This is a genomic window from Extensimonas soli (assembly GCF_029211265.1).
Lineage (GTDB): Bacteria > Pseudomonadota > Gammaproteobacteria > Burkholderiales > Burkholderiaceae_C > Extensimonas > Extensimonas soli.
Genome location: NZ_JARGEL010000006.1, coordinates 100,421 through 124,602, shown reverse-complemented (window position 1 = coordinate 124,602; position 24,182 = coordinate 100,421). Strand labels below are relative to the sequence as shown.

At 65.2% G+C, this 24,182-nt stretch carries 21 protein-coding genes and 2 tRNA genes; 13 read left to right on the top strand and 10 right to left on the bottom strand.

The window, feature by feature from the left end:
• Positions 1–84: 84 nt before the first annotated feature.
• The 3 genes from yjgA to PYV55_RS01470 all read left to right on the top strand — a co-directional run bounded on the left by yjgA (position 85) and on the right by PYV55_RS01470 (position 2,648).
• Positions 85–744 carry a ribosome biogenesis factor YjgA gene (gene yjgA / locus PYV55_RS01480; RefSeq protein WP_275848597.1) on the top strand — a complete coding sequence of 220 codons (660 nt, stop codon included), beginning with the start codon at positions 85–87 and terminating at the stop codon, positions 742–744.
• Positions 737–1,369 carry a molybdopterin adenylyltransferase gene (gene mog / locus PYV55_RS01475; RefSeq protein WP_275848595.1) on the top strand — a complete coding sequence of 211 codons (633 nt, stop codon included), beginning with the start codon at positions 737–739 and terminating at the stop codon, positions 1,367–1,369. The genes yjgA and mog overlap by 8 nt, the downstream gene beginning before the upstream one ends.
• A 184-nt stretch (positions 1,370–1,553) precedes the next feature.
• Positions 1,554–2,648 carry an NAD(P)-dependent alcohol dehydrogenase gene (locus PYV55_RS01470; RefSeq protein WP_275848593.1) on the top strand — a complete coding sequence of 365 codons (1,095 nt, stop codon included), beginning with the start codon at positions 1,554–1,556 and terminating at the stop codon, positions 2,646–2,648.
• Between the two features lie 297 nt (positions 2,649–2,945).
• Here the strand turns inward: PYV55_RS01470 and cysE are convergent, their stop codons facing one another.
• The gene (gene cysE, locus PYV55_RS01465; RefSeq protein WP_275848591.1) at positions 2,946–3,719 is read right to left on the bottom strand and encodes a serine O-acetyltransferase; all 774 of its coding nucleotides are present in this window, start codon (positions 3,717–3,719) and stop codon (positions 2,946–2,948) included.
• A gap of 43 nt (positions 3,720–3,762) precedes the next feature.
• Positions 3,763–4,554, bottom strand: coding sequence for an RNA methyltransferase (locus tag PYV55_RS01460; protein WP_275848589.1), 792 nt, complete (start codon positions 4,552–4,554; stop codon positions 3,763–3,765).
• 158 nt (positions 4,555–4,712) lie between these two features.
• On the opposite strand from PYV55_RS01460, the gene PYV55_RS01455 reads away from it, so the two are divergent.
• Positions 4,713–5,675, top strand: a complete 963-nt coding sequence (locus PYV55_RS01455) for an inositol monophosphatase family protein (protein WP_275848587.1) — start codon at positions 4,713–4,715, stop codon at positions 5,673–5,675.
• Between the two features lie 81 nt (positions 5,676–5,756).
• Here the strand turns inward: PYV55_RS01455 and PYV55_RS01450 are convergent, their stop codons facing one another.
• The gene (locus PYV55_RS01450) at positions 5,757–6,077 is read right to left on the bottom strand and encodes an I78 family peptidase inhibitor (RefSeq protein WP_275848585.1); all 321 of its coding nucleotides are present in this window, start codon (positions 6,075–6,077) and stop codon (positions 5,757–5,759) included.
• A 316-nt stretch (positions 6,078–6,393) separates the two neighbouring features.
• Here PYV55_RS01450 and PYV55_RS01445 point away from each other — a divergent pair, with 316 nt between their 5' ends.
• On the top strand, positions 6,394–7,104 hold the full coding sequence (locus PYV55_RS01445; protein WP_275848583.1) for a hypothetical protein: 711 nt from the start codon (positions 6,394–6,396) through the stop codon (positions 7,102–7,104).
• Here the strand turns inward: PYV55_RS01445 and PYV55_RS01440 are convergent.
• The gene (locus PYV55_RS01440; protein ID WP_275848581.1) at positions 7,079–10,072 is read right to left on the bottom strand and encodes a putative bifunctional diguanylate cyclase/phosphodiesterase; all 2,994 of its coding nucleotides are present in this window, start codon (positions 10,070–10,072) and stop codon (positions 7,079–7,081) included. The two genes, PYV55_RS01445 and PYV55_RS01440, sit on opposite strands and share 26 nt — an antisense overlap.
• Before the next feature lie 355 nt (positions 10,073–10,427).
• Here PYV55_RS01440 and PYV55_RS01435 point away from each other — a divergent pair, with 355 nt between their 5' ends.
• Both PYV55_RS01435 and PYV55_RS01430 read left to right on the top strand, forming a co-directional pair.
• Positions 10,428–11,252, top strand: a complete 825-nt coding sequence (locus PYV55_RS01435; protein ID WP_275848579.1) for an undecaprenyl-diphosphate phosphatase — start codon at positions 10,428–10,430, stop codon at positions 11,250–11,252.
• 37 nt (positions 11,253–11,289) lie between these two features.
• A complete protein-coding gene (locus PYV55_RS01430; RefSeq protein WP_275848577.1) occupies positions 11,290–12,189 on the top strand; it encodes a MipA/OmpV family protein in 900 nt (299 codons plus the stop codon).
• A 79-nt stretch (positions 12,190–12,268) separates the two neighbouring features.
• On the opposite strand, the gene mutS is transcribed toward PYV55_RS01430, so the two are convergent.
• The gene (gene mutS, locus PYV55_RS01425) at positions 12,269–14,956 is read right to left on the bottom strand and encodes a DNA mismatch repair protein MutS (protein ID WP_407066748.1); all 2,688 of its coding nucleotides are present in this window, start codon (positions 14,954–14,956) and stop codon (positions 12,269–12,271) included.
• Positions 14,957–14,979: 23 nt separating this feature from the next.
• The gene (gene cysM / locus PYV55_RS01420) at positions 14,980–15,891 is read right to left on the bottom strand and encodes a cysteine synthase CysM (RefSeq protein WP_275848575.1); all 912 of its coding nucleotides are present in this window, start codon (positions 15,889–15,891) and stop codon (positions 14,980–14,982) included.
• Positions 15,892–15,983: 92 nt separating this feature from the next.
• Between cysM and PYV55_RS01415 the strand changes: the two genes are divergently transcribed.
• The 4 genes from PYV55_RS01415 to greB all read left to right on the top strand — a co-directional run bounded on the left by PYV55_RS01415 (position 15,984) and on the right by greB (position 17,923).
• Positions 15,984–16,068, top strand: a tRNA-Leu gene (locus PYV55_RS01415).
• A 181-nt stretch (positions 16,069–16,249) separates the two neighbouring features.
• On the top strand, positions 16,250–17,080 hold the full coding sequence (locus tag PYV55_RS01410) for an enoyl-CoA hydratase/isomerase family protein (RefSeq protein ID WP_275848574.1): 831 nt from the start codon (positions 16,250–16,252) through the stop codon (positions 17,078–17,080).
• Positions 17,081–17,180: 100 nt separating this feature from the next.
• Positions 17,181–17,257 (top strand) — tRNA-Arg (locus tag PYV55_RS01405).
• A gap of 90 nt (positions 17,258–17,347) precedes the next feature.
• On the top strand, positions 17,348–17,923 hold the full coding sequence (greB, locus tag PYV55_RS01400; RefSeq protein WP_275848572.1) for a transcription elongation factor GreB: 576 nt from the start codon (positions 17,348–17,350) through the stop codon (positions 17,921–17,923).
• 4 nt (positions 17,924–17,927) lie between these two features.
• Here the strand turns inward: greB and PYV55_RS01395 are convergent, their stop codons facing one another.
• From PYV55_RS01395 to PYV55_RS01380, 4 genes are all read right to left on the bottom strand, one after another.
• The gene (locus PYV55_RS01395) at positions 17,928–20,192 is read right to left on the bottom strand and encodes a RelA/SpoT family protein (protein ID WP_275848570.1); all 2,265 of its coding nucleotides are present in this window, start codon (positions 20,190–20,192) and stop codon (positions 17,928–17,930) included.
• 123 nt (positions 20,193–20,315) lie between these two features.
• Positions 20,316–20,519 carry a DNA-directed RNA polymerase subunit omega gene (rpoZ, locus tag PYV55_RS01390; protein WP_114482070.1) on the bottom strand — a complete coding sequence of 68 codons (204 nt, stop codon included), beginning with the start codon at positions 20,517–20,519 and terminating at the stop codon, positions 20,316–20,318.
• Between the two features lie 19 nt (positions 20,520–20,538).
• A complete protein-coding gene (gene gmk, locus PYV55_RS01385; protein WP_144731183.1) occupies positions 20,539–21,159 on the bottom strand; it encodes a guanylate kinase in 621 nt (206 codons plus the stop codon).
• A gap of 50 nt (positions 21,160–21,209) precedes the next feature.
• Positions 21,210–22,127, bottom strand: coding sequence for a YicC/YloC family endoribonuclease (locus PYV55_RS01380; protein WP_275848567.1), 918 nt, complete (start codon positions 22,125–22,127; stop codon positions 21,210–21,212).
• 76 nt (positions 22,128–22,203) lie between these two features.
• Between PYV55_RS01380 and PYV55_RS01375 the strand changes: the two genes are divergently transcribed.
• Positions 22,204–23,202 carry a serine/threonine protein kinase gene (locus PYV55_RS01375; protein ID WP_275848565.1) on the top strand — a complete coding sequence of 333 codons (999 nt, stop codon included), beginning with the start codon at positions 22,204–22,206 and terminating at the stop codon, positions 23,200–23,202.
• Positions 23,199–24,113 (top strand): PP2C family protein-serine/threonine phosphatase, encoded by a 915-nt coding sequence (locus tag PYV55_RS01370; protein WP_275848563.1) that lies wholly within the window; start codon positions 23,199–23,201, stop codon positions 24,111–24,113. Before PYV55_RS01375 ends, PYV55_RS01370 begins: the two co-directional genes overlap by 4 nt.
• Positions 24,114–24,182: the final 69 nt, after the last annotated feature.

The following is a 24,182-nucleotide window of genomic DNA, read 5'->3' as shown; positions in this document are numbered from 1 at the left end:
ATGCCAGCTGCGGCCCTGTTCCATTCCGAGGACTTCCGCAAAAATGGGTACCCCCCATGTGCGTAAGCCGTTATCCCATCCCCCATGTCACGCAAACCCACCAGAGGCTATTACGTCAAAGGCCAGTTCGTCGCCGCAGGCAGCGAGCTCGATGTGCAACTGCAGGCCGAGCGCAAAGGCACGCAGGGCCCAAGCCGCACCGACCGCAAGCGCGAGAGCGCGGCGCTGCAGGCGCTGGGCGAAGAATTGCTGGGCCTGCGCGCCGACCTGTTCGCACGCCTGCCGCTGCCCGATGCGCTGCGCGACGCGCTCGCCGAGGCGCAGCGCATCACGAACTTCGAGGGCAGGCGCCGCCAGATGCAGTACGTGGGCAAGCGCATGCGCCAGCTCGACGAAGAGGCGCTCGAAGCCATTCGCGCCGCGCTCGACGAGCAGCACAACGGCTCGGCCGCGGAAAAATTCGAACTGCACGCCGCCGAACAATGGCGCGAACGCCTGCTCGCCGACGATGCAGCCCTGCCCGCGTGGATGGCCGCGCACCCCGCCACCGACACGCAGCAGCTGCGCGCGCTGATCCGCCAGGCACGCAAGGACGCGCCGCCTGCCGACCAGGCCGCTCAGTCGCAAGGACTCGCACCACGCAAGGGCCGCGCCTACCGCGAGCTCTTTCAACTGCTGCGCGCGCAGCTCGCTGCGCCCGACACTGCGCCAAGCCTCACCGATTCCGCGCCCGAAGATGAGTGACTCCAGCCCCAGCCCCACCAAACTGTCTGCCCCCGCACGCGGCCTGGAACCGGTCAAGATCGGCATCGTCTCGATCAGCGACCGTGCGAGCAGCGGCGTGTACGCCGACCAGGGTCTGCCCGCATTGCAGGACTGGCTTGCGCGCGCGCTGCAAAACCCCATCACCTTCGAGCCGCGCCTGATTCCCGACGAGCAAGAGCGCATCAGCGCGACGCTGATCGAACTCGTCGCTGCAGGCTGCAGCCTGGTGCTGACCACGGGCGGCACCGGCCCCGCGCCGCGCGACGTGACGCCCGAGGCCACGCTGGCCGTGGCGCACAAGGAGCTGCCGGGCTTTGGCGAGCAAATGCGCCAGATCAGCTTGCAGTTCGTGCCCACGGCCATCCTCTCGCGCCAGGTCGCGGTGGTGCGCGAACAGTCGCTCATCATCAACCTGCCGGGCCAGCCCAAGGCGATTGCCGAAACGCTTGAGGGCCTCAAAGATGCCGCGGGCAAGGTCTTGGTGCCCGGCATCTTCGCCGCCGTGCCCTACTGCATAGACCTGATCGGCGGCCCCTACCTCGAAACGCACGAAGCCGTGTGCAAGGCCTTTCGGCCCAAGTCGGCGCAGCGGCCGGCAGGTTGATGGCCCCCATTCGCCCCCAGAAGGGCGGGTGGGCAGGTACGTGACAGATAACGGCAGAGGATGCAACCAGACCTCCTCTCAAAACCAGGCGTGCGCTCACCACAGCGTCACAGATTCTGGTTATATCTGTGGCAACGGGGCGCGATGGGCGCGCCCCGGCCTGTGCCCGCAAAGGAGAGCCACCATGCGCAAGATGAAAGCTGCCGTCTTCGTTGAACCCGGCCGTATCGAAATCACCGAAAAACCCATCCCCGACGTGGGCCCCAACGATGCGCTGGTGCGCATCACCACGACCACGATCTGCGGCACCGACGTGCACATCCTCAAGGGCGAGTACCCGGTCGCCAAGGGCCTGACGGTGGGCCACGAGCCCGTGGGCGTGATCGAAAAACTCGGCAGCGCCGTGACCGGCTACCAGGAGGGCCAGCGTGTCATCGCGGGCGCCATCTGCCCCAACTTCAACTCCTACGCCGCGCAGGACGGCGTGCCTTCGCAGGACGGCAGTTACCTGATTCCGCAAGGGCTGTGCGGCTGCCACGGCTACAAGGCCACGGCGGGCTGGCGTTTCGGCAACCTGATCGACGGCACGCAGGCCGAGTACGTGCTGGTGCCGGACGCGCAGGCCAACCTCGCGCCCATCCCAGACGGCCTCAGCGACGAGCAGGTGCTGATGTGCCCCGACATCATGTCCACGGGCTTCAAGGGCGCAGAAAACGCCAACATCCGCATCGGCGACACGGTGGTGGTTTTTGCGCAGGGGCCGATCGGCCTGTGCGCGACGGCGGGCGCGCGCCTGCTCGGCGCGACCACCATCATCGCCGTCGATGGCAACGACCACCGCCTGGACGTGTCGAAAAAAATGGGCGCGGACGTGACGCTGAACTTCAAGAACTGCGACGTGGTCGATGAGGTCATGAAGCTCACCGGCGGCCGCGGCGCCGATTCGTCCATCGAGGCGCTGGGCACGCAAAGCACTTTCGAGTCGGCGCTGCGCTGCATCAAGCCGGGTGGCACGCTGTCGAGCCTGGGCGTGTATTCGACCGACCTGCACATCCCGCTGTCGGCCTTCGCCGCGGGCCTGGGCGACCACAAGATCAACACCGCGCTGTGCCCCGGCGGCAAGGAGCGCATGCGCCGCCTGATGAACGCCATTGCCTCGCAGCGCCTGGACCTGGGCCCGCTGGTCACGCACCACTACCGGCTCGACGACATCGTGGCGGCCTACGACCTGTTCTCGCACCAGCGCGACGGCGTGCTCAAGGTGGCGATCAAGCCTTGATGCGCTCGCTGAGATTGCAAGTCAAATAGGGCTCTAGCGCCCGTTGCAAGGGCGCTAGAAGCTCATCTAAACATAGCAACCAGGACCATCGCCTCGCATGCCGCCTGGGCACTAGTGCAGTGTTCGACGCTATCTGCGACATAAAACCGCGTCTTTTCGGCCCGGGCCGCGTTGCAAATCCTCGCGATACCACCCGGTATCGCTGCGGTTTGCGCCTTGCCCTGACCAAAAATCCATCGGTTTTATTTGTCGTATCAAGCATCAAACACTGCACTAGCGTGGACCGGCTCGCGGCGCTCACTTGCCAATCAGCGCATTGAGCTTGTCAGCCTCGAAGTGCTCTTCGCGCGCCGCGTCGCCGGGCACGCATTCGGCGGTGTGCAGCGTCCGCGAAAGCTTGTCCAGCGCCTGCCACAGCAGGGCAATCTGGTGCTCCTGCGTGGCGGCGTTGTCGATCAGGCCGCGCAGCGCGAGCGAGAGCGGGTCGTCGTTTTGCGTGATGCCGTAGGCCGAAAACCCCATGCGCGAGGCCGCTGCTTCGCGCCGCGCGTCGGCCTCGGCCTGGATGATGCGCGCGGGGTTGCCCACGGCGGTGGCACCCGCGGGCACGGGCTTGGTGACCACGGCATTGCTGCCGATCTTGGCGCCGTCGCCCACCGTGAAGCCGCCCAGCACCTTCGCGCCGGCCCCTACGACCACGTCGCGGCCCAGCGTGGGGTGGCGCTTGGCGCCTTTGTAGAGCGAGGTGCCTCCCAGCGTCACGCCGTGGTAGATCGTGCAGCCGTCGCCGACCTCGGCCGTCTCGCCGATCACGATGCCCATGCCGTGGTCGAAGAACACGCGCGCGCCGATCTTCGCGCCCGGATGGATCTCTATGCCCGTGAGCCAGCGCGTGCAGTGCGAAATGAAGCGCCCGAGCCACTTGAAGCCATGCTGCCAGCACGCATGCGCCCAGCGGTGCAGCACCAGCGCGTGCAGGCCCGGGTAACAGGTCAGCACCTCCCAGGCCGTGCGCGCGGCCGGGTCGCGTTCGAGGATGCACTGGATGTCGGAGCGCAGGCGGGAAAACATGGTGTGCTGGGAAGGGCCATTGCGGCTTGCAAGGGCTGGCAGTCTAGCGCTTTGCCTGCGCGGCCTCGATCATGGCCTTGGCAACACCGCGCAGGATGTGGATTTCTTCGCGGCGCAGTTGCGCGCGGTTGAAAAGCTGCTGCAGGCGCGGCATGAGCTTTTTCGGCGCCGCGGGGTCCAAAAAGCCGAGTGCCGTGAGCGCCTGCTCCCAATGCGCGAGCATGCCCGCGACCTGCGCGGCGTCGGCAAGCATGGGCTCTTGAACAGGCGCAGGAGCCGCCGCCGGCGCAAAGCCGCCAAGCGCGAGACGCCACTCGTAGGCGATCACCTGCACCGCCGCCGCGAGGTTGAGCGAGCCGAAATCGGGGTTCGTGGGGATAGCCAGCGCCACATGGCAGCGATAGACGTCCTCGTTGGCCATGCCGTAACGCTCCGAGCCGAACAGAAAGGCCACGCTCTGCGGGCGCACCACATTCAAAGCCAAATCGGCCTCTTGCGCTTGTTCATTCTGCGCAAGAAGCTCATTTTTTAGGAGCGAATCGAAGTGCTCCCGCGGCGTGCGCGTGGGCGGGCCGAAGTCGCGCGGCGTCATCGCCGTGGCGCACAGGTGCTCCATGCCGACCAGCGCCTCGTCGAGCGTTGCCACGATGCGCGCCTGGCGCAGTACGTCGAGCGCGCCGCTCGCACGCTGGATGGTCTCTTCGCGCCGCAACACGTTGCTCCAGCGCGGCGCGACGAGCACGAGCTCGTCGAAGTCCATGACCTTCATGGCGCGCGCCACGGCGCCCACGTTGCCGGCGTGGCTCGGTTGAATCAGGATGAAGCGGGTTTGCATGGTGACGTCGGGCCCGAGCGGGCCGGCGCGCAGGGCACCGCGCCCTTGGGCGGTTGATAAAATCCTCGCCCCGATTGTCGCCGCAGCGCCGCTGCCGGTCGCCGCTTTGCGCTTTCTTGCGCCTTATTGCGCCCTCTTTGCCCCTCTCCCCGCACACCATGTCGTCCAACCTGCACCCCATGCTCAACGTGGCCATCAAGGCCGCCCGCGCCGCCGGCGCCCTCATCAACCGCGCGGCGCTGGACGTGGAAGCCGTGCGCGTGTCGCAAAAGCAGATCAACGACTTCGTCACCGAGGTGGACCAGGCGGCCGAGCAGGCCATCATCGAGACTTTGCTCGCGGCCTACCCCGGCCACGGCATCCTGGCCGAAGAGTCGGGCAGCCAGCACGGCGCCAAGCATTCCGAACATATCTGGGTCATAGACCCGCTGGACGGCACGACCAACTTCATCCACGGCTTTCCGGTGTATTGCGTGAGCATCGCGCTCATGGTGCGGGGCAAGGTCGAGCATGCCGTGGTGTACGACCCCGCGCGCAACGACCTGTTCACCGCCACCAAAGGCCGCGGCGCCTACCTCAACGAGCGCCGCATCCGCGTGAGCAAGCGCACCCAGCTCAAGGACTGCCTGATCTCCACGGGCTTTCCGTTCCGCCCCGGCGACGACTTCAAGACCTATCTGCAGATGATGGCCGAGCTGATGCCACGCACCGCGGGCCTGCGCCGCCCCGGCGCCGCCGCGCTCGATCTGGCCTACGTCGCGGCGGGCTTCGCCGACGGCTTTTTCGAGCCCGGCCTGAGCATCTGGGACGTGGCCGCGGGCGCGCTGCTCGTCACCGAAGCGGGCGGACTGGTGGGCAACTTCACGGGCGAAGCCGACTTCCTCGAACAAAAAGAGTGCCTCGCCGGCACGCCACGCATCTACGGCCAGCTCGTGCACCTGCTCGGCAAATACAGCAAGTTTGCCAACGCAGGCGACAAGGCCGCCGTGCGCCAGGCGGCGCAGGATGCGCCCGCTGCACAAGCGCCCGGCGCATCCGGCACCACGCCGGCCGAGGATGATGCCGCAAGCGCTCCAGAAGACGCCGATGAACGCAAGGAAAGCGGCGAGGCGGCAGCGTAAAGACACGCGCCGCCATCGCGGCGCTCTCGGTGCGCTGCACGCAGATAGCGCACACGCCCGCAGCTTTTCAACCGCAGTCCCTCAGCCGCAGCGCACGGCCGTGATGCGCCCCTGCGCATCGACGGTCAGATTCAGCCGTTCGGTGTTGAACTCCAGCGTCACTGCCTGCCCCTGGCGCAGCACCCGCGCCATGGCCGCGCCCGAAAGCACGCGCGCCTGCTCCACCACCGATGCCGTGCCCTGCTTGCCGATCACGGCCTGGGCCGGCCCCGCATTGCACACCCCGCCGCGCGGCCCGGGGCTGGGGAAGGCCACATTGCCTTGCCCGGACGGCGCAGCGCAACCTGCGAGCAGGCCAATGCCCAGGCTTGCGGCGGCGACCGTGAGAAAAAAGAAACGCATCCAAAAATCTCCAGAGACATTCAGCGGAAAGAGGCCCAGCGCGGCTGGTGCGCAACGATAGCGCAGTACACACCCGGCTTCGTCACTACAGGTAAATGCAGCAAACGATCGCCGGAAATGGCACTCTAAAAAGACACTTATTCCGGCTTTGCTCCCTGCCCTGCTGCCTACAGTTGGGACAACCTGCCGCCAGGCGCAACACCACTGGAGAGTTGTCATGCACGCCGCTCATGCTCACTTGTCGACCTCGCAATCGACTTTTCAGACCGTCACATCGCCACAAGGCGCACGCTCTTTTGATGCTGCGGACCTGCCCATGGAACGTCTGCCCTTCAGCGTCCGGCTGGTCTCCAGCATGGAAGACCTCATGAAAGCCGTGCACATCCGCCAGGCGGCCTACGCCCGCCACCTGCCGGAATTCGCCAAGACCCTGGGCTTGCCCGAGACTGCCGACTACGAGGACGGCGTGGCCATCCTGCTCGCGGAATCGCACCTCGACGGCTCACCGCTGGGCACCATGCGCGTGCAGACCAATCGCTTCAAACCGCTGACGCTCGAGCAGTCCCTCGAACTACCCGACTGGTTGCGCCACCAGACGCTGGCAGAGGCGACCCGGCTGGGCGTGACCAATGACAAAGTGGGCCGCCTTGTGACCACGGTGCTGTTCAAGGCGTTTTTCCAGTATTGCCTGGGTACGGGTATCGATTGGATGGTCATCACCGCGCGCACCCCCGTGGATCGACAGTACGAGCGCCTGCTTTTCGAAGATGTGTATCCAGATAGAGGCTACATCCCCATGCGCCATGTGAACAATCTTCCGCACCGCGTGATGTGCTTGAACGTGCACTCCGCACACACACTCTGGCAGGCGGCCCGGCATCCATTGCTGCCCTTCATTTGCTACACGAACCATCCGGATGTGCAAGTGCAGCCCGTGGCACAAGACAGCGGCTTCGGCAGCCTGGACAGCATGTCCGCGCTGCCCTTCACACAACTACGGGCTAATGCAAGCGCTTTGGCGAGCTAGGCAACGCAGCCGGTGGAAGCTCGGCCGTTCCGTCTAGAAACTGAACGTACCGGGCTACCGACTCGTCCGCAATGAACTCCGCCGCAGAGCGGGCCGCCAGGATCTGCTCCGGTGGCCGGGCACGTGAAATGGCGAAGCCCTGCACATAATCCACGCCGATCTCCACCAGCGCCTGCACGGTATCGCAATCCTCGGCCCACTCGGCAATCAGTTTCATGCCCAGGTTGTGCGCCAGGTTCACCATGGCCTCGACAATGGCAATGTTGGCCGGATGCTGGACCATATCGACCACAAAGCTTCCGTCGATCTTGATGATGTCTGCGGGCAAGTCCTTGAGGTAGGAAAACGAGGTGTAGCCAGCCCCAAAATCATCGAGCGCGACCTTGGCGCCCATGCCGCGCACGCGGTCTATGAACTGCCGGGTATTGCCCAGATCGTGCAAGGCCACGCTTTCGGTGACTTCCAGGCACAGGCGCCGCGCCGCATCCGGATGGCGCTCCAGCAGCGCAAACGCATCCTGCACGAACCGATCGTCATTGAGCGAGGTACCGTTGAGATTCACGCACACAAACAGTGTGCGCTCCAAGGTCGCCGCGTGCGTTTCCAGCCACTGCAGCGTACTCGCAAGCACCCAGCGGTCTATCGCCCCCATGCGGCCACAGCTTTCGGCCGCGCCGATCAGCCTTCCGGTCGGAACGATCGCCCCTTGTGCATCCCGCATGCGCAGCAGCACCTCGAAGTTCAGCGACTGGCGCGGCGCGGTCAGCGACATGATGGGCTGCATCTCCAGGTACAAACCCTGTAGCGCCTCTTCCTGGTTTGTCTGCGAAAGCTGCGCCACCAATTTGCCAGTGGCTTCCAGCTCAGCGAACGCCGGCGAGTCCTGCGCGTACACCACCAGGCGCCGGCCCCCTTCGGCCTTCGCGTCACGGCACGCGCGGTCCACGATGGAAAGCACTTCTTTGAGGGCACTGCCGCGTGCGAGCTCTATGAGCCCCACCGATCCATACACATGGAAAGCCTGCTCCCCCACGCGGTAAGGCCGACTGGCCAGCGCATTGACGATGGTCTGGCACAAGGCCGTGGCCTGCGCGATCTTCATCCCGGGCAGGAGCACGATGAATTCATCACCGCCGATGCGCCCCAGCTTGGCCGTATCGGGCAGCAGACTGGCCACGCGCTCACAGACCTGGCGCAAGACATCGTCCCCCGCCCGGTGGCCGAAAATATTGTTCACGAGCCGGAAGCGATCGAGGTTCAGATAGGCCAGCGCAGTGGCCCAGGCAGGCCCATCGGCGCCCAAGGCCGCCTCGATGGCTCGTTCCATGCCCACGCGGTTGAGCGCCCGGGTCAACGGGTCGTGCAGGGCCAGGAACTCCAGGTGTGCAAGCGCACGCGACTTCTCCGTCACGTCCTGCAGCGAGCCCTCGATGCGGTCCCCGGCAAGCGTGGCCTTGACCAGGAAGCGCTGGGCCGCGGTGACGCGCGCACTGGCGCGCCCCTCTTCTTCGAGCTCGGCCGCCTGCTGCATCCCCACCATGTGGCGCAGGCGCAGCCAGGCGTCCTTGCTGAAATACTGATCCCAGCGATTGCTGCCCGGCGCGAGCGCCGCCGGGCCCAGCATGGCAAGCAAGGCCGGATTGGCACTCAGAAAATGCCCTTCCAAGTCCAGCGTGAACAAGCCTATGGGAATCGCCTCGTAGGTGTGCTGCAACTCGGCCTGCGCGGCCAGCCTTTGTTCGTGCTCCTGCCGCACCTGCGCCGCAACGGCAAAGCCCGCCAATAAACTTGAAGACAGCGCAGCGGTCACGCTATTCACAGACCCGATCCAACTTTGCAAACCCCACGCTGCTGCTGCAACCTCATATAAACTAGCAAATAATGTAATAGCTATCGATGCGCTATACCACGCAACAGCTGGCGAGCGCTCTCGTTGGACAATGCGCCACAAAAAGAAAATGAGAACTGCACTTCCTGCAATCGTAGTCCACCAAATCCAAGGCAAAAAATATTCGTAGGGTAGGCATACAGAGAGCAGAAGTAAGGGAAGGCAACTCAACTTTGCAAGTCGAAGCAATGGTCGGAAACCCGCCCTCTCCAATTTGTCCTCGAAAAGAGAAACAAATAGTGCATAGGTAAGTGCATAAAACAATGCAAGCGTCACGGCTCGCATCTGTGTCAACCACTCCAAAGGCACCAGCCTGCCAAACCATTGCACATCCCACCCGGCCGACAAAGCCGCCATGCGCAGATTGACAAACAACCACACCGAAAACAGCAGGTATGTCTTGTTGCGTATGGCCACCGCAATGAACAGCATGAACAGCGCAAGCATGAGCAGGCCGCCCTCGAGCAAGCCGGAATTGCGCTGAAACTCCCAGGCGGAGAGTTGCAATTGGCTCTCGGGCCACTGCAGCACGGTCAGGCGGGCCGGGCCTATGAAACGGGCCCGGCAAAGAATGCCGCCTGGCTCCAAGGAATATCCCAGATCAAGGACGAACCCTGCTTTCATATCGTCCAGGCGTCCGCTCGTCTTTTCACGATCGGCTTGCCCCAAAGAGGCCCAACTGCGCGTATTCCAGCACGCGATTTCCATCAGGTGGCGTGAAGCAAACTCGACCAGCTGGCGCTCCTGGTCATTCGGCGCAAGCGGCTGAAACAGCAGCCAGAAAGGCGCCTCGGAGAGCCGCGTATCCAACCTTGCACGCTCGGTCTGGCCTGACAGCGCCTGCAACGCCTGCTGTGGTGTCCATTCGGTCGCCGTTTGTTCCACCGCCTGAAAGCGCAGCGCTTTGCCTGCAACCTGTGGGTACTCAGGCGCCCACGCCACGAACGCCATCAGCGAAACCAGGCCGATCGCAATCAGCGGCAGGTACAAGAGCGCATCAAAAAACATCCGCTCCAGCCTCGGCCCCGGGCGCGATTCAACCACCTGCGCGTTCTCTTTGGTTTTTTGGTAAGACAACATCACAGAGGGGGCACTGGGCAAGCAAGGAAAAATCCGGGCATCCGGGCATCCGGGCATCCGGGCATCCGGGCATCCGGGCATCCGGGCATCCGGGCATCCGGGCATCTTCAACGAAATAGCAGGTTTCAGGGGTAACAATTCGTCGTTCGCAAAGCCGTTTTATGCGCCATAACCAGCGGGCGGCCATTCTCGCATCGAAATTCGTGTGCCCCGCCTGCTGCACCGGATGCCCTTGCCAACTGCAGGCCCGCAGCGCCACCAGCGCCCTACACCTCCCAGGCCAGGCCAAGCCTGCGGCCTTTGCGCAGCATAATCGCGGCCATTTGCTCTCACAGCCCCTTTCCCCGGAACCTCCATGGACATCGTTTTGCTGATCAAGGCCGCCATCATGGGCGTGGTCGAAGGTCTGACCGAGTTTTTGCCCATTTCCTCCACCGGCCATCTGATCCTCGCGGGTGCGCTGCTGCACTTCGACGATGCCAAAGCCAAGGTATTCGACATCGCGATCCAGACCGGGGCGATTTTTGCCGTGATCCTGGTCTATTGGCCCAAGATTCGCGCGACGCTCGCGGGCCTGCCGCACGAGCGCAGCGCGCAGCGGCTCACGCTCAACGTGCTGATCGCGTTCCTGCCCGCGGTGGTGCTGGGGCTGCTCGCGGGCAAGGCGATCAAGGAACACCTGTTCACGCCGCTGGTCGTGGCCAGCACCTTCATCGTGGGCGGCTTCATCATTCTCTGGGCCGAGCGCCGCGCACCGCGTGCGACGCGCATCGCCAGCGTGGACGAGCTCACGGCGTTCGACGCGCTCAAGGTCGGCCTGGTGCAATGCCTGGCCATGGTACCCGGCACGAGCCGCAGCGGCGCGACCATCATCGGCGGCATGCTGCTCGGGCTGTCGCGCCAGGCGGCGACGGACTTCTCCTTCTTCCTCGCGATTCCCACGCTGATCGGCGCGGGCGCCTACAGCCTCTACAAAGAGCGCGCGCTGTTGTCGCTGGCCGACATGCCGCTTTTTCTGACCGGGCTGGTGTTTTCGTTTCTCAGCGCCTGGCTGTGCGTGCGCTGGCTGCTGCGCTACATCAGCACGCACGACTTCATCCCGTTTGCCTACTACCGCATCGCCTTCGGCCTGCTCGTGCTGCTCACGGCCTGGACGGGCTGGGTGCAGTGGATCGATTGACGACTGGGCTGTCCTCGCAGGCCTGATAATGCGCCGCATGACACCCTCACCCGCTCGGCCTATCAGCTTTGCCTGCGCAGGCGCACTGCTGGCGGTCAGCACCCTCCCGGCCTGGGCGCAGGAGTCCCCGCAGGACACTCCAGCGGCGCCTGCCAAGCCTGCAGAAGCAGCCCCAACGGATGCGACCTCCTCTGCCACGCCGACGCACTTCGTGGCGGGTCTGCTGGTTTCATCCGGCCCCAAATACGCGGGCGGCGAGGGGCGGTCTACCAGCCTGCGTCCGGCCTGGGCCATAGAGCATGGACGTTTCCGGCTGAGTACGGCACGCGGCAGCGCCATCATGGGCCACGGGCTGGCGACCGTCGATATCGGCTCGGGTGTCAGCGCCGCCCTGATCGACGAAGACCGCTGGCGCCTGCGTGCCAGCCTGCTCGTCGACAACGGCCGTGACGAGGGCGACGGGCCGCGGCTGGTGGGGCTACCGAAAGTGCGCGCTACGCTGCGCGCCCGCCTGGGCCTGGGCTATGCGATCACGCCGCGCTGGGGGCTGGGTCTGAGCGTGGCGCAAGACATACTGGGCCGTTCGGGAGGCTCCCAGTGGTCTGCCAGCATGGGCTACACCATGCACATCACGCAGCAAACCTCGCTGAACCTCGGTGTGGGCGCCAGCTGGGGCGACCAAACCTACATGCGCACCCATTACAGCGTGCCCGCCTCGGCGGCCCCGCGCAGCCCTTTGCCTGCTTTTGCTGCCGACGCGGGGCTTTACAGCATCGATGCCGGGATGGACGCCATGACCGCGCTAACCCGCTCCTGGGTGCTGTTTGGTGGACTGCACGTGGCGCAGTTGCAGGGGGATGCGCGGCGCAGCCCGATCACCGTGCGTCCAACGAGCTTTTCCGCTTCGATCGGGCTCGCGTACCGCTGCTGCCGCTGAAAATTTTCGCGCCCGCCGCCCGCCACCACCAAGCTACGCGCTGTCTCCGCACCTGCGCTGCGGCACGGCAGCAAAGCCTTCACTGCTGCCCCAGCCGCTTGAGCCGGTACAGCGCCTCGAGCGCCTCGCGCGGGCTCAGCGCGTCGGGGTCTATGGTGGAGAGTGCCTCTTCGACCGCACTCGGCGCCGCCAGCGCACTGTCGGGTTCGGGCGGCGGGGCGAACAAGTCGATCTGCAATTCCCCAGCGCGTGCACGTTCTTCGAGCGTGGCGAGCGTGTGGCGCGCGTGCTGCAGCACGGCGGCCGGCATGCCCGCGAGCTTGGCGACCTGGATGCCGTAGCTGCGGCTCGCCGGACCGGGCTGGATCTCGTGCAAAAACACGATGTCGCTGCCCGACTCGGCCGCGCTCACGTGCACGTTCACGGCGTGGCGCGCACGCGCGGGCAGCTCGGTGAGCTCGAAGTAATGCGTGGCAAACAGCGTGAAGGCGCGCGTCTTGTCGTGCAGGTGCGTGGCGATGCCGCTGGCGAGCGCAAGGCCGTCGAAGGTGCTGGTGCCGCGCCCGATTTCGTCCATCAGCACCAGGCTGTGCGGCGTGGCGCTGTGCAAAATTTGCGCGGCCTCGGTCATTTCGAGCATGAAGGTCGATTGCGCGTTCGCGAGGTCGTCGGCCGCGCCTATGCGCGTGTGGATCGCGTCGATCGGCCCGAGGCGGCAGGCGCGCGCGGGCACGTAGCTGCCCATGCTCGCGAGCAGCACGATCAGCGCCACCTGGCGCATGTAGGTGGACTTGCCGCCCATGTTGGGGCCGGTGATGACCTGCATGCGCATGTTCGCGTTCAGGCGCGTGTGGTTTGCGATGAAGGCGCCGCGCGAGGTTTCGGCCAGGCGCGCCTCGACCACCGGGTGGCGCCCGGCTTCGATCTCTATGCAGGGCTCGGGCGCGAACTGCGGCGCGCACCAGTCTAGCGTGAGCGAACGCTCGGCCAGCGCGCACAACACGTCGAGCGCCGCCAGCGCCTGCGCGAGCCGCGTGAGCGCGCCCACATGCGGCTGGAGCTGGTCGAGCAGCTGCTCGTACAGCCATTTTTCGCGCGCCAGCGCACGCTCCTGCGCTGACAGCGCCTTGTCCTCGAAGGCCTTGAGCTCGGGCGTGATGAAACGCTCGGCGTTTTTGAGCGTCTGGCGGCGGCGGTAGTCCGCGGGCACGCGCTCCAGGTAGCTGCCCGTGACCTCGATGTAAAACCCGTGCACCTTGTTGAACTGCACGCGCAGATTCGGGATGCCGGTGCGCACTTTTTCGCGCTCTTCGAGCGCGAGCAGAAAGTCGTCGCAACCCGTTTGGATCGCGCGCAGCTCGTCGAGCTCGGCATCGAACCCGGGCGCGATCACGCCGCCGTCGCGCACCAGTGCCGCAGGCTCGGGCGCTATCGCGCGCGCGAGCAAATCGACGCAGGCGGCGGGCGGCTGCAGCGCCGCAAAAATTTGCATCAAATACGGCTCTTGCCCAGGTACATCCTGCGCAAGCAGCTCTGTTTTTTGTAGCGTTTTGCCCAGCGCCAGCAACTCGCGCGGACGCACCTGGCGCAAGGCGATGCGCGCCGTGATGCGCTCCACGTCGCTCACGCCCTGCAGCGCGGCGCGCAGCGCCTTCCAGGCGCCATCGCCGCCCGTTCCTGCGCCTGCCCCTGCCGCCAAGTCACCTCCTGCGCGCAAGGCCGTGATCGCCGCAAGGCGCGCGCGCGCGGCGCTGCGCTCGCGCTGCGGCGTGAGCAACCAGGTCTTGAGCAGGCGGCTGCCCATGCCCGTGCAGCAGGTGTCGAGCAGCGAAAACAGCGTGGGCGCATCGTCGCCGCGCAGCGTCTTGACCAGCTCCAGATTGCGCCGCGTGGCCGGCGGCAGGTCGATCAGCGCGTCGTCTCGCTGCACCTGCACGCCGTGGATGTGGCTCAGCGCCCGGCCCTGCGTGTGCTCTGCGTAGGCCAGCAAAGCAGCCGCCGCGGCGTGCGCGAGCGGCAGGTCCTGCGCATTCCAGGCGTGCAGACTTGCCGCGCCCAGCACTTCGAGCAGCTTGCGCTCGCCCAGGGCGCCGTCGAACTGCCACTCGGGCCGCGGGCTCAAAGGGCAGGCCAGCGTGCCGCTGTGGCGCAGCGCCTGCAATTGCTGCTCGAACGCCGTGCTGCAGCCCGCGCTGTAGATCAGCTCGCTCGGCGCGATGCGCGCCAGCCAATCCGCGAGCGCTTGCGCCGTGCATTCGGCCAGGTGCACCAGCCCTTGCGTGACGCTCGCCCACGCCAGCCCATAGCGCCCGCGCGGCCCCTGGTGCAGCGCGAGCAACAGCGCCTCGGCCTTGTCGGGCAGCAGCTCGGCGTCGGTCAAGGTGCCGGGCGTGACCACGCGCACCACCTTGCGCTCCACGGGCCCCTTGCTGCTCGCCGGATCACCCACCTGCTCGCAAATGGCCGCCGATTCACCAAGCCGGATCAACCGCGCGAGGTAATTGTCGAGCGCATGAAACGGCACCCCCGCCATAGCAATCGGCTGCCCCGCCGAATGCCCGCGCTGCGTCAGCGTGATGTCGAGCAGGCGCGCGGCCTTTTCCGCGTCGGCGTAAAACAGCTCGTAAAAATCACCCATGCGGTAGAGCAGCAGCGTGTCGGGGTACTGGGCCTTGAGGGCCAGGTACTGCTGCATCATGGGCGTGTGGCTTTTGTCCGGCGCGGCGCCCGCTGCGGCCTCGGCAGAAAAGTCGTTGCGTGGCTTCATTTCTGGAACAGCACCGCCCTGCGTCAAACCGGGAACACGCCCGTGGAAAGATAGCGGTCGCCGCGGTCGCAGACCACGAACACCACCGTCGCCTGCTGCACGCGCGCGCCGAGCTGCTGCGCCGCCCAGCACGCCCCGGCCGCCGAAATGCCCGCAAAAATGCCCTCTTCGCGTGCGAGGCGCCGGCACATGTCCTCGGCGTCGTCCTGGCCAACGTAGATCAGTTCATCGACCAGGCCAGGGTCGTAAATTTTGGGCAGGTATTCCTCGGGCCACTTGCGTATGCCCGGAATGCGCGCGCCCTCCTGCGGCTGCGCGCCGATCACTTGAATGGCGGGGTTCTTTTCCTTGAGGAAACGCGCCACGCCCGTGATCGTGCCCGTGGTGCCCATGGCGCTCACGAAGTGCGTGATGCGCCCGCCCGTCTGCTCCCACAGCTCGGGCCCCGTGGTTTCGTAGTGGCTGCGCGGGTTGTCGGGGTTGGCGAACTGGTCGAGCACCTTGCCTTCGCCGCGCTTTTGCATGGCTTCGGCAAGGTCGCGCGCATATTCCATGCCGCCGCTCTTGGGCGTGAGCACGAGTTCGGCGCCAAACGCCTTCATGGTCTGCGCGCGCTCGATCGAGAGGTCTTCGGGCATCACGAGCACCATGCGGTAGCCCTTGATGGCAGCGGCCATGGCCAGCGCGATGCCGGTGTTGCCCGAAGTGGCCTCGATCAGCGTGTCGCCGGGGCGTATCTCGCCGCGCTCCTCGGCGCGGCGGATCATCGAGAGCGCAGGCCGGTCTTTCACCGAGCCCGCGGGGTTGTTGCCCTCGAGCTTGGCCAGAATCACATTGCCGCGCGCGGCGCTGTCCTGCGCACCGATGCGCTGCAAGGCCACGAGCGGCGTGCGGCCCACGGTGTCTTCTATGGTCGGGTACGGAGGGTGTTGCATAAGAACCTGTTCATTCATGAGGTGCGCATGCAAGGATTATGAACAGGTTCCAAGCTCAACTGTGCGATAATTTCCGGCTTCACTGCTTAGCCGCCCGGGTGGTGAAATTGGTAGACGCAGGGGACTCAAAATCCCCCGCCGCGAGGCGTGCCGGTTCGAGTCCGGCCCCGGGCACCAGGGTTTTGCGCCAAACACAAAAAGAACAGCAAAACATCGTAAAGCAAAGAGCCGCACCGTCGCTTGGACGTGCGGCTTTTTGCTTTTTTATGGCGCAAAAACGGCCTGCAGGCCGAAAAACCATGGCGTAAGATGGCCTCTGCCAGTCACGACCGGAATAGAAAACCGAAGGAGACGCACCATGGCTCAAACCCCACGTGAATTCGACTACAGCACGCCCGCGCCGGGGATCGGCGTCTTGCGCCTGCAACGGCCCACGCGCCGCAATGCGCTGCATCTGGCGCTGGTGCAAGCGCTGCACCAGCTCTTTGACCAGATTCTGGCCGACGGCGCGCTGCGCGCGTTGGTGCTGTACGGCGAGGGCGGGCATTTTTGCGCCGGGCTCGACCTCAAGGCGTGGGTCGAGGGCAAAGGCTTCGATGACGCGGACGTGCTGCAAGCCATGCGCCTGCAGCAGACGTTCGCGGGCTTGGTCCAACGCCTGCGCGCCAGCGACGCCGCCGTGATCGCCGCTGTCGATGGCGTGGCCGTGGGTGCGGGCATGGCGCTGACGCTCGCGGCCGATGTGCGCTTTGGCACCGCGCGCGCGCAGTTTCACATCGGCGCCGTGCGCATCGGCCTGACCGCGGGCGAGTGCGGCATCAGCTACCACTTGCCACGCCTGATCGGCGCGGGCCGCGCGTTCGAGTTGATGCTCACGGGTCGCCCCATGCCCGCCGACGAAGCATTGCAAGCGGGCCTGCTCAGCGGCCTCGTGCCGCCCGAGCAGCTGCTGCCGCGCGCGCTCGAATGCGCACAGCAGATCGCCGCCAATCCGCCCTACTCCACCGCGCACACCAAGCGGCTCATGTGGCAAAACCTCGACGCGCCCAGCCTGGCCGCCGCGCTCGAACTCGAAAACCACGCGCAGGTGCTTGGGCTGATGACGCAGGACTTCGGCGCCGCGGTGCAATCGTTCGTACAAAAGAAGGCGGCTACTGTGGCAGCGGCGATATCGGCCCCGCAAGGCTGACAAACACGCGCCCAAGCCGGCGGCAAGCGCCAGAAAGCCGATAATTAAAGTCGGATATTTTTACCGCCATTGCCCATTCTCTGCTAGAATTCGAGGCTTCGCGGCTGTAGCTCAGCTGGATAGAGTACTTGGCTACGAACCAAGGGGTCGTGGGTTCGATTCCTGCCAGCCGCACCACCATTCGGGTAAGCCCTGCAATCACCTTTGATTGCGGGGCTTTTCCTTTTCCGGCTTTCGATTTTGCCCTCGATTTTTCGTTTTCGCGCCATGAGCAAAGCCTTCACCAAGGAAACCGACGCGCCAGAAGATGAAGAGCTGGCGCTGCCGCCATTGCCTGCAGGCGGCAAAAACTACATCACGCCGCAAGGCTACGCGCGCCTGCGCGCCGAACTGCTCGACTTGATCGATAACGAGCGCCCCAAGGTCGTCGAGGTGGTGCACTGGGCTGCGAGCAACGGCGATCGCTCGGAAAACGGCGACTACCTCTACGGCAAAAAACGCCTGCGCGAGATCGACCGGCGCATCCGCTTCCTGACCAAGCGCCTCGAAATTTCCGAGGTGGTCGATCCCTCGCTGCACGCGCGCAGCGATCAGGTGTTTTTCGGCGCCACGGTGACCTATGTCGATGACCTGGGGGACGAGCGCACGGTGACCATCCTCGGTATCGACGAAGCCGACAGCAGCCAGGGACAGGTGAGCTGGATCTCGCCGGTGGCGCGTGCGCTCTTGCGCGCGCGCGAGGGCGATGAAGTGCAACTGCCCACGCCGGGCGGCGTGCGCACGCTGGAGATTTTGCAGGTGCGCTACCCTGAAAATCCTGCCGCCCCCGCCCCAAAAGCCTGAAAAGTCAACCCTGCGGAGTCATGCGCACGGCGCGCAGCACCGCGGGTGTGCGCCGCAGGTTGCGCAGGGCTGCCTCGAGGTGCGTCTGGTCGCGCACGGCGATGATGAAGCGCAGCTCGGTGGTTTCGAGCGCGGCTTCGTCGGGCATGTCCACGTGGATGATGTCCACCTCGGCGTCGGCCAGCGCAGAGGCCACGCGCGCGAGCGCGCCCTTGCGGTTCGTCATGGTGACGGTGATGCCCGTCTCGAACTGGCGCGCGGGCTCGTCCGACCAGTCGACGGCGATGAAGCGTTCGCTGTCCTTGTCCTGCAAGCGCTTGGCCACGCTGCAGTGGGCGTTGTGCACCACCAGGCCTTCGCCACGGCCCAGATAACCCACGATGGCGTCGCCCGGCACCGGGCGGCAGCAGCTCGCGTATTGCACCGAGGCGCTCTCGCTGCCGTCGAGCATGATCGCGCCTTGCGAGAGGGTTTCGTGCGCGGTATAGCGCTCGCGGCTCATGAGCAGGGCGTCGGGGCGATGGCCGATTTCACCCAGCAGCGCCACCAGCCGCTTGGCGACGATGCTCGCGATACGCTTGCCCAGGCCGATGTCGGTCATGAGCTCACTGCGCGTGCGGTTTCCGGTAAAGCGCAGCAGCTTGTCCCAGATCGGCTGGGTTTCGGCATTGAGCGGCGGCAACTGCGCCAGGCCCTCGGCGCGCAATGCCTGGCTCAGCAGCTTTTCGCCGAGCCGTTCGGATTCGGTTTGCGCGAGGGTTTTGAGATAGTGGCGGATTTTCGAGCGCGCGCGTCCCGTGCGCACGAAGCCGAGCCAGGCCGGATTCGGTGTGGACACCGGCGCCGTGATGATCTCGACCACGTCGCCGTTGGTGAGCTCGGTGCGCAGGGGCACGAGCTCACCGTTGATCTTGGCCGCGGTCGCGTGGTCGCCCACGTTGCTGTGGATGGCGTAGGCAAAATCGACCACCGTCGCGCCGCGCGGCAAGGCCATGATCTGGCTCTTGGGTGTGAATACATAGACGGCATCCGGGAACAGGTCCACCTTGACGTGATCCCAGAACTCCGCGGCGTCACGGGTTTCGTTTTGGATGTCCAGCAGCGACTGCAGCCACTTGGTGCCCAGGCGCTCGGCCGTGGTGCCGTCGGCGTTTTGCGCCTTGTAAAGCCAGTGCGCAGCCACGCCCGCCTCGGCGACCACGTGCATTTCTTCGGTGCGGATCTGAAACTCTATGTTCAGGCCCGCCGGCCCCACCACGGTGGTGTGCAGCGACTGGTAGCCGTTGAGCTTGGCGATCGCGATATGGTCCTTGAACTTGCCCGGCACGGGCTTGTACATCTGGTGCAACACGCCCAAGGCGGTGTAGCAGTCCGTCACGGTGGGCACGATCACGCGAAAGCCATAGATGTCCGTCACCTGCGCGAAGCTCAGATGCTTGAGCTGCATCTTCTGGTAGATCGCATACAGCGTTTTCTCGCGGCCGGCCAGGCGCACCTTCATGCCTATGCGCGAAAAAGCCGCATCGACCTCGGCCTGCACTTTTTTGATGAGGTCGCGGCGGCGGTTGCGCGACTTGTTGACGGCCTTGGCCAGCGTGGCATAGCGCCAGGGGTGCAGGTAGCGAAAGGCTAGGTCTTGCAACTCACGGTAGGTCTGGTTGAGCCCGAGCCGGTGTGCGATCGGTGCGTAGATTTCGAGGGTTTCGCTCGCAATGCGCTGCCACTTGCTGCGCGGCATGTCGGCAAGCGTGCGCATATTGTGCGTGCGATCGGCGAGCTTAATAAGGATCACGCGCACGTCGCGCGCCATGGCCAGCAGCATCTTGCGAAACGACTCGGCCTGATTTTCCTCGCGCGTGTGGAATTGCAGCTTGTCGAGCTTGGTCAGCCCATCGACGAGTTCGGCCACAGTGACGCCAAAGCGCTCGATCAGGTCGGCCTTGGTGACGCCGCAGTCCTCCATGGCGTCGTGCAGCAGCGCCGCCATGAGCGCGGGCGCGTCGAGCTTCCAGCTCGCGCACAGCGCCGCCACAGCGATCGGATGGGTGATGTAGGGTTCGCCGCTATTGCGCAGCTGGCCCAGGTGCGCCGCGTCGGCAAAGCGGTAGGCCTTGCGCACCTGCTCAATGCTTGCGGCGTCGAGATAGTCGAGGCTGTCCACGAGCGCGGCAAAACTCGCCGCAGCGGCATTGGCCGCGGCATTCGTGGCCGCAACCGCCCCCCCCGCAGGCGCGGGGTTTGCCGCAAGAGGATGGAGTGCCACGTTCATGCCGTCAAATGTAGCGCGCAAAGAGGGGCAGGCGCAGCCTGCAAATAAAAAGCACCGCATTGCGGTGCTTTTTATGATAGTTGCATGACAAAAAAGTGCCAGCGCTTTCCCTCAGGAAAACGCTCAGCCGGGCACTTTTTTCAGCATTTCGAGGCCGACCTTGCCCGCGGCGATTTCACGTAGCGCCGTGACTGCGGGTTTGTTGCGGCTTTCGATGCGCGGCGCATGGCCTTGGCTGAGCATGCGCGCGCGGTACGCGGCGGCGAGCACGAGTTGGAAGCGGTTGGGGATTTTTTCCAGGCAGTCTTCTACGGTGATGCGTGCCATCGGCGTTCTCCGGGGGTGTTCAGATGATGTGCAGCGCTTGGAAGGTCTCGGCACGGGCGCGCAACTGGGCGGCGTACTTGAGGCGCTGGGCGTGCACTATGGTTTTCAGATCGAAAAGCGCACGCTCAAAGAGTTCGTTGATTATAACGTAGTCGAATTTGTGCGCCTGCGCCATCTCCTGGGCGGCGTTTTTCAGGCGCATTTCTATGATCTCGGGCGCGTCTTCGCCACGGCGCTCCAGGCGGGCGCGCAATTCTTCCCAGCTGGGCGGCAGGATGAAGATGAGCACGGCCTGCGCAAATGCCTGGCGGATCTGCATGGCCCCCTGGAAGTCGATTTCGAGCACCACGTCGCCGCCTTGCGCAATGCGCTCCTCGATGGCTTTTTTGGACGTGCCGTAGCGGTTGCCGTGCACATTGGCCCATTCGACGAAAGCCTGCGCCTGCACCATGGCGTCGAACTCTTGCGGGCTGACGAAATAGTATTCGCGCCCATGCTTTTCCTGCCCGCGCGGCGCCCGCGTGGTGTGTGAAACCGAAGGCCGCACATGCGAGTCGAGCTCGAGCAAGGCTTTCACTAGGCTGGACTTGCCGGCCCCACTGGGCGCCGAAACTACAATAATATTGCCTGGATAGTCCATGATTTATCTACACCGATAGCTATTTTATACATAGCATCATGCGGCGGCCGTCACTCGAGGTTTTGCACCTGCTCGCGCATCTGCTCGATCAGCACCTTCATGTCCACGCTGATGCGCGTGAGCTCTAATGCGGCCGACTTGGAACCCAGGGTGTTGGCTTCGCGGTGCAGTTCCTGGATTAGAAATTCGAGGCGTTTGCCGATTTCGCCGCCTTTGTCCAGCAGGCGCTCGATCTCGTCGAGATGCGCGTTCAGGCGCGTGAGTTCCTCGGCCACGTCGATGCGCAGCGCAAAGGCCGTTGCCTCGGTCAGCGCGCGCTCGCGCGCCGCTTCGGGCGGGACGCTGCCTTCGACGGCAGCCATGGCCTCTTGCCAGCGCTCGAGAAAGCGCTGGCGCTGCTGTTGCACGAGCTGGGGCACGAGCGGTTGCGCCTGCAGCGCGAGCGCGCGCAACTGCACGAGCCGGTCGCGCAGCATGGCGGCCAGGCGCTCGCCCTCGCGCGCACGCGCCGCGCGCAGGGCATCGAGCGCCTGCTGCGCGAGCTCGGACACGATGGAGCCCCAGTCTTGCGCCTGTGTGCCGGCGCTGGCGCTCAGGCGCATGGCCTCGGCCACGCTCAAAGGCGCGGCCTGCGGCAGCCAGGCGCGTATGCCATCTTGCAACACGCTGAGGCGCTGCAGCAGGCGCGGCGAAAGGTCTGGCAAGTCCACGCCGTCGCTGCTTTCGAGCGCGGCGCGCACTTCGATCTTGCCGCGTTTGAGCTGCGCGGTAAGCAGGTTACGCAACGCCGGCTCGGCGGCGCGCAACTCGTCGGGCAGGCGAAAACTCAGGTCGAGAAAGCGGCTGTTGACGGCGCGAATCTCCAGCCCCAACCCGCGCTTGGGCAAAGCCGCAGGCTCGGTTTCGCCCTCCGTGGCGCCAGGGCGATGCTGCACGCTGGCGTATCCGGTCATACTGTAAACTGGCATGAGACTTTGATGGCTTGCTTGGTGATCGGGCGATTATCCTGGTTCCACGCCCCGATCCCGAACCTCTGCGCGCACCATGTCCAAAATCAAGCCTGCCCCCTTACCGTCTGGCAGCACCCTAGGCGGCTACCGCCTGCTGCGCCATTTGTCCTCAGGGGGCTTCGGCGTGGTGTATCTGGCCCAGGACGCCGAAGGCCAGCAGGTGGCGATCAAGGAGTATCTGCCCTCTTCGCTGGTCACGCGCGCGCCGGGCGAGTTGCTGCCCCAGGTGCCGCCCGAAAAACTCTCGCTGTACCGGCTGGGACTCAAGAGCTTTTTCGAGGAGGGGCGCTCGCTGGCGCAGATTGCGCACCCCGCGGTGGTCAGCGTGCTCAACTTCTTTCGTGAGAACGAAACGGTTTACATGGTGATGAACTACCTGGAAGGCGCGACCTTGCAGGACTTCATCGTCACCGCGCGCGAGCTCAAGCAACCCAAGGTGTTCCGCGAATCGACCATACGCTCGCTGTTCGACGAAGTGCTGCGCGGCCTGCGTATCGTGCACCAGCACAAGATGCTGCACCTGGACATCAAGCCGGCCAACATTTTCATTACCGACGACGACAAGGCGGTACTGATCGACTTTGGCGCGGCGCGCGAGGTGCTGTCCAAAGAGGGCAACTTCATCCGCCCGATGTATACCCCCGGCTTCGCCGCGCCCGAGATGTACCGGCGCGACAGCAGCATGGGGCCGTGGACGGACATTTACGCCATCGGTGCCTGCATCTACGCCTGCATGCAGGGCTACCCCCCGAGCGAGGCGCCGCAGCGCAACGACAAAGACCGCATTGCGCAAGCGCTGACCAAATTGCGCGGCGTGTATTCGGACAGCCTGATCGAAATCGTCGAGTGGTGCATGGCGCTGGACCCGCTGTCGCGCCCGCAGTCCGTGTTTGCGCTGCAAAAAGCCCTGAGCCGCGAGGGCGAGCGGCGCTACACCAAGCTGTCAGTCTCCGAAAAAATGCGCCTGCAGCTCATGAAGTCGGATGCCAAAAAACCCGCTGCGCAAGCCCCCGCTGGCGCCAAACCGCAATGAAATTTTCGGTATTCCAGGTCAGCCGTCGCGGCGGCCGCGCCAAGAACGAAGACCGCATGGGCTACTGCTACACGCGGGAGTCCAGCCTCTTTCTGCTCGCCGACGGCATGGGCGGCCACCCCGAAGGCGAGGTAGCGGCACAGATTGCGCTGCAAACCATCGCCCACCTGTTCCAGAACCAGGCCACACCGCAGCTCCCGGACGTGCCGACGTTTTTGTCTTCTGCGCTGCTGGCGGCGCACCATCAAGTCCTGCGCTATGCCAACGACAAGCTGCTGCCCGACGCGCCGCGCACCACGCTGGTCGCTGCCGTGCTGCAGGGGGGCGCAGCCTTCTGGATCCACTGCGGCGACTCGCGCCTGTACCTGGTGCGCGGCGGCGCCATTGCGGCGCGCACGCACGATCATTCCTACCACGCGCTGCTCGATGGCCCGCCCGCGCAGTCCAAGTATGCGAACCGCAACCTGCTGTTCACCTGCCTGGGCTCGCCGATCAAGCCGGTCTTCGACCTCGGCGGTCCGGTGACATTGGCGCAGGGCGACCGCATCCTGCTGTGCTCGGACGGCTTGTGGAGTGCGCTCGACGACGACACCATCGCGCAGCGCCTGGGCCAGCAAACCGTGGAACATGCCGTGCCCGATCTCGTCGAAGACGCCCTGCGCAAGGCGGGGGCGGCCAGCGACAACGTCACCGCCATCGCGCTCGAATGGGAAACGCCCGACGACTTCCCGTCTTCCATGGGCATTTCCACCGACAGCATCGACGAAGGCGCCTTTGCCTCCACCATCCAGGCCGAGCCGCCCGATGCCCTCGAAGACGCCTTGCTGGGCGAGCTTGACGAAGCGATGATCGAGCGCTCGATCGCCGAAATCAACGAGGCCATCCGCCGCTCCGCCGAGCGCCGCCGCTGAGCCCAGCGCTACGCCGCGCAACCCATCGCGGCACCCCTTGCACGGCCCGTGCAGCGCCCCCAAGTGAAC

What these genes read in the sequence shown, in the direction of transcription:
- PYV55_RS01455 (WP_275848587.1), top strand. Translation starts at nt 4,713, where the DNA reads ATGTCGTCCAACCTGCACCCCATGCTCAACGTGGCCATCAAGGCCGCC.
- mutS (WP_407066748.1), bottom strand. Translation starts at nt 14,956, where the DNA reads ATGAAGCCACGCAACGACTTTTCTGCCGAGGCCGCAGCGGGCGCCGCG.
- PYV55_RS01380 (WP_275848567.1), bottom strand. Translation starts at nt 22,127, where the DNA reads ATGCCAGTTTACAGTATGACCGGATACGCCAGCGTGCAGCATCGCCCT.
- PYV55_RS01370 (WP_275848563.1), top strand. Translation starts at nt 23,199, where the DNA reads ATGAAATTTTCGGTATTCCAGGTCAGCCGTCGCGGCGGCCGCGCCAAG.
- rpoZ (WP_114482070.1), bottom strand. Translation starts at nt 20,519, where the DNA reads ATGGCACGCATCACCGTAGAAGACTGCCTGGAAAAAATCCCCAACCGC.
- PYV55_RS01395 (WP_275848570.1), bottom strand. Translation starts at nt 20,192, where the DNA reads ATGAACGTGGCACTCCATCCTCTTGCGGCAAACCCCGCGCCTGCGGGG.
- yjgA (WP_275848597.1), top strand. Translation starts at nt 85, where the DNA reads ATGTCACGCAAACCCACCAGAGGCTATTACGTCAAAGGCCAGTTCGTC.
- PYV55_RS01375 (WP_275848565.1), top strand. Translation starts at nt 22,204, where the DNA reads ATGTCCAAAATCAAGCCTGCCCCCTTACCGTCTGGCAGCACCCTAGGC.
- PYV55_RS01470 (WP_275848593.1), top strand. Translation starts at nt 1,554, where the DNA reads ATGCGCAAGATGAAAGCTGCCGTCTTCGTTGAACCCGGCCGTATCGAA.
- cysE (WP_275848591.1), bottom strand. Translation starts at nt 3,719, where the DNA reads ATGTTTTCCCGCCTGCGCTCCGACATCCAGTGCATCCTCGAACGCGAC.
- PYV55_RS01440 (WP_275848581.1), bottom strand. Translation starts at nt 10,072, where the DNA reads ATGTTGTCTTACCAAAAAACCAAAGAGAACGCGCAGGTGGTTGAATCG.
- PYV55_RS01430 (WP_275848577.1), top strand. Translation starts at nt 11,290, where the DNA reads ATGACACCCTCACCCGCTCGGCCTATCAGCTTTGCCTGCGCAGGCGCA.
- PYV55_RS01445 (WP_275848583.1), top strand. Translation starts at nt 6,394, where the DNA reads ATGGAACGTCTGCCCTTCAGCGTCCGGCTGGTCTCCAGCATGGAAGAC.
- greB (WP_275848572.1), top strand. Translation starts at nt 17,348, where the DNA reads ATGAGCAAAGCCTTCACCAAGGAAACCGACGCGCCAGAAGATGAAGAG.
- PYV55_RS01435 (WP_275848579.1), top strand. Translation starts at nt 10,428, where the DNA reads ATGGACATCGTTTTGCTGATCAAGGCCGCCATCATGGGCGTGGTCGAA.
- PYV55_RS01460 (WP_275848589.1), bottom strand. Translation starts at nt 4,554, where the DNA reads ATGCAAACCCGCTTCATCCTGATTCAACCGAGCCACGCCGGCAACGTG.
- cysM (WP_275848575.1), bottom strand. Translation starts at nt 15,891, where the DNA reads ATGCAACACCCTCCGTACCCGACCATAGAAGACACCGTGGGCCGCACG.
- mog (WP_275848595.1), top strand. Translation starts at nt 737, where the DNA reads ATGAGTGACTCCAGCCCCAGCCCCACCAAACTGTCTGCCCCCGCACGC.
- PYV55_RS01410 (WP_275848574.1), top strand. Translation starts at nt 16,250, where the DNA reads ATGGCTCAAACCCCACGTGAATTCGACTACAGCACGCCCGCGCCGGGG.
- gmk (WP_144731183.1), bottom strand. Translation starts at nt 21,159, where the DNA reads ATGGACTATCCAGGCAATATTATTGTAGTTTCGGCGCCCAGTGGGGCC.
- PYV55_RS01450 (WP_275848585.1), bottom strand. Translation starts at nt 6,077, where the DNA reads ATGCGTTTCTTTTTTCTCACGGTCGCCGCCGCAAGCCTGGGCATTGGC.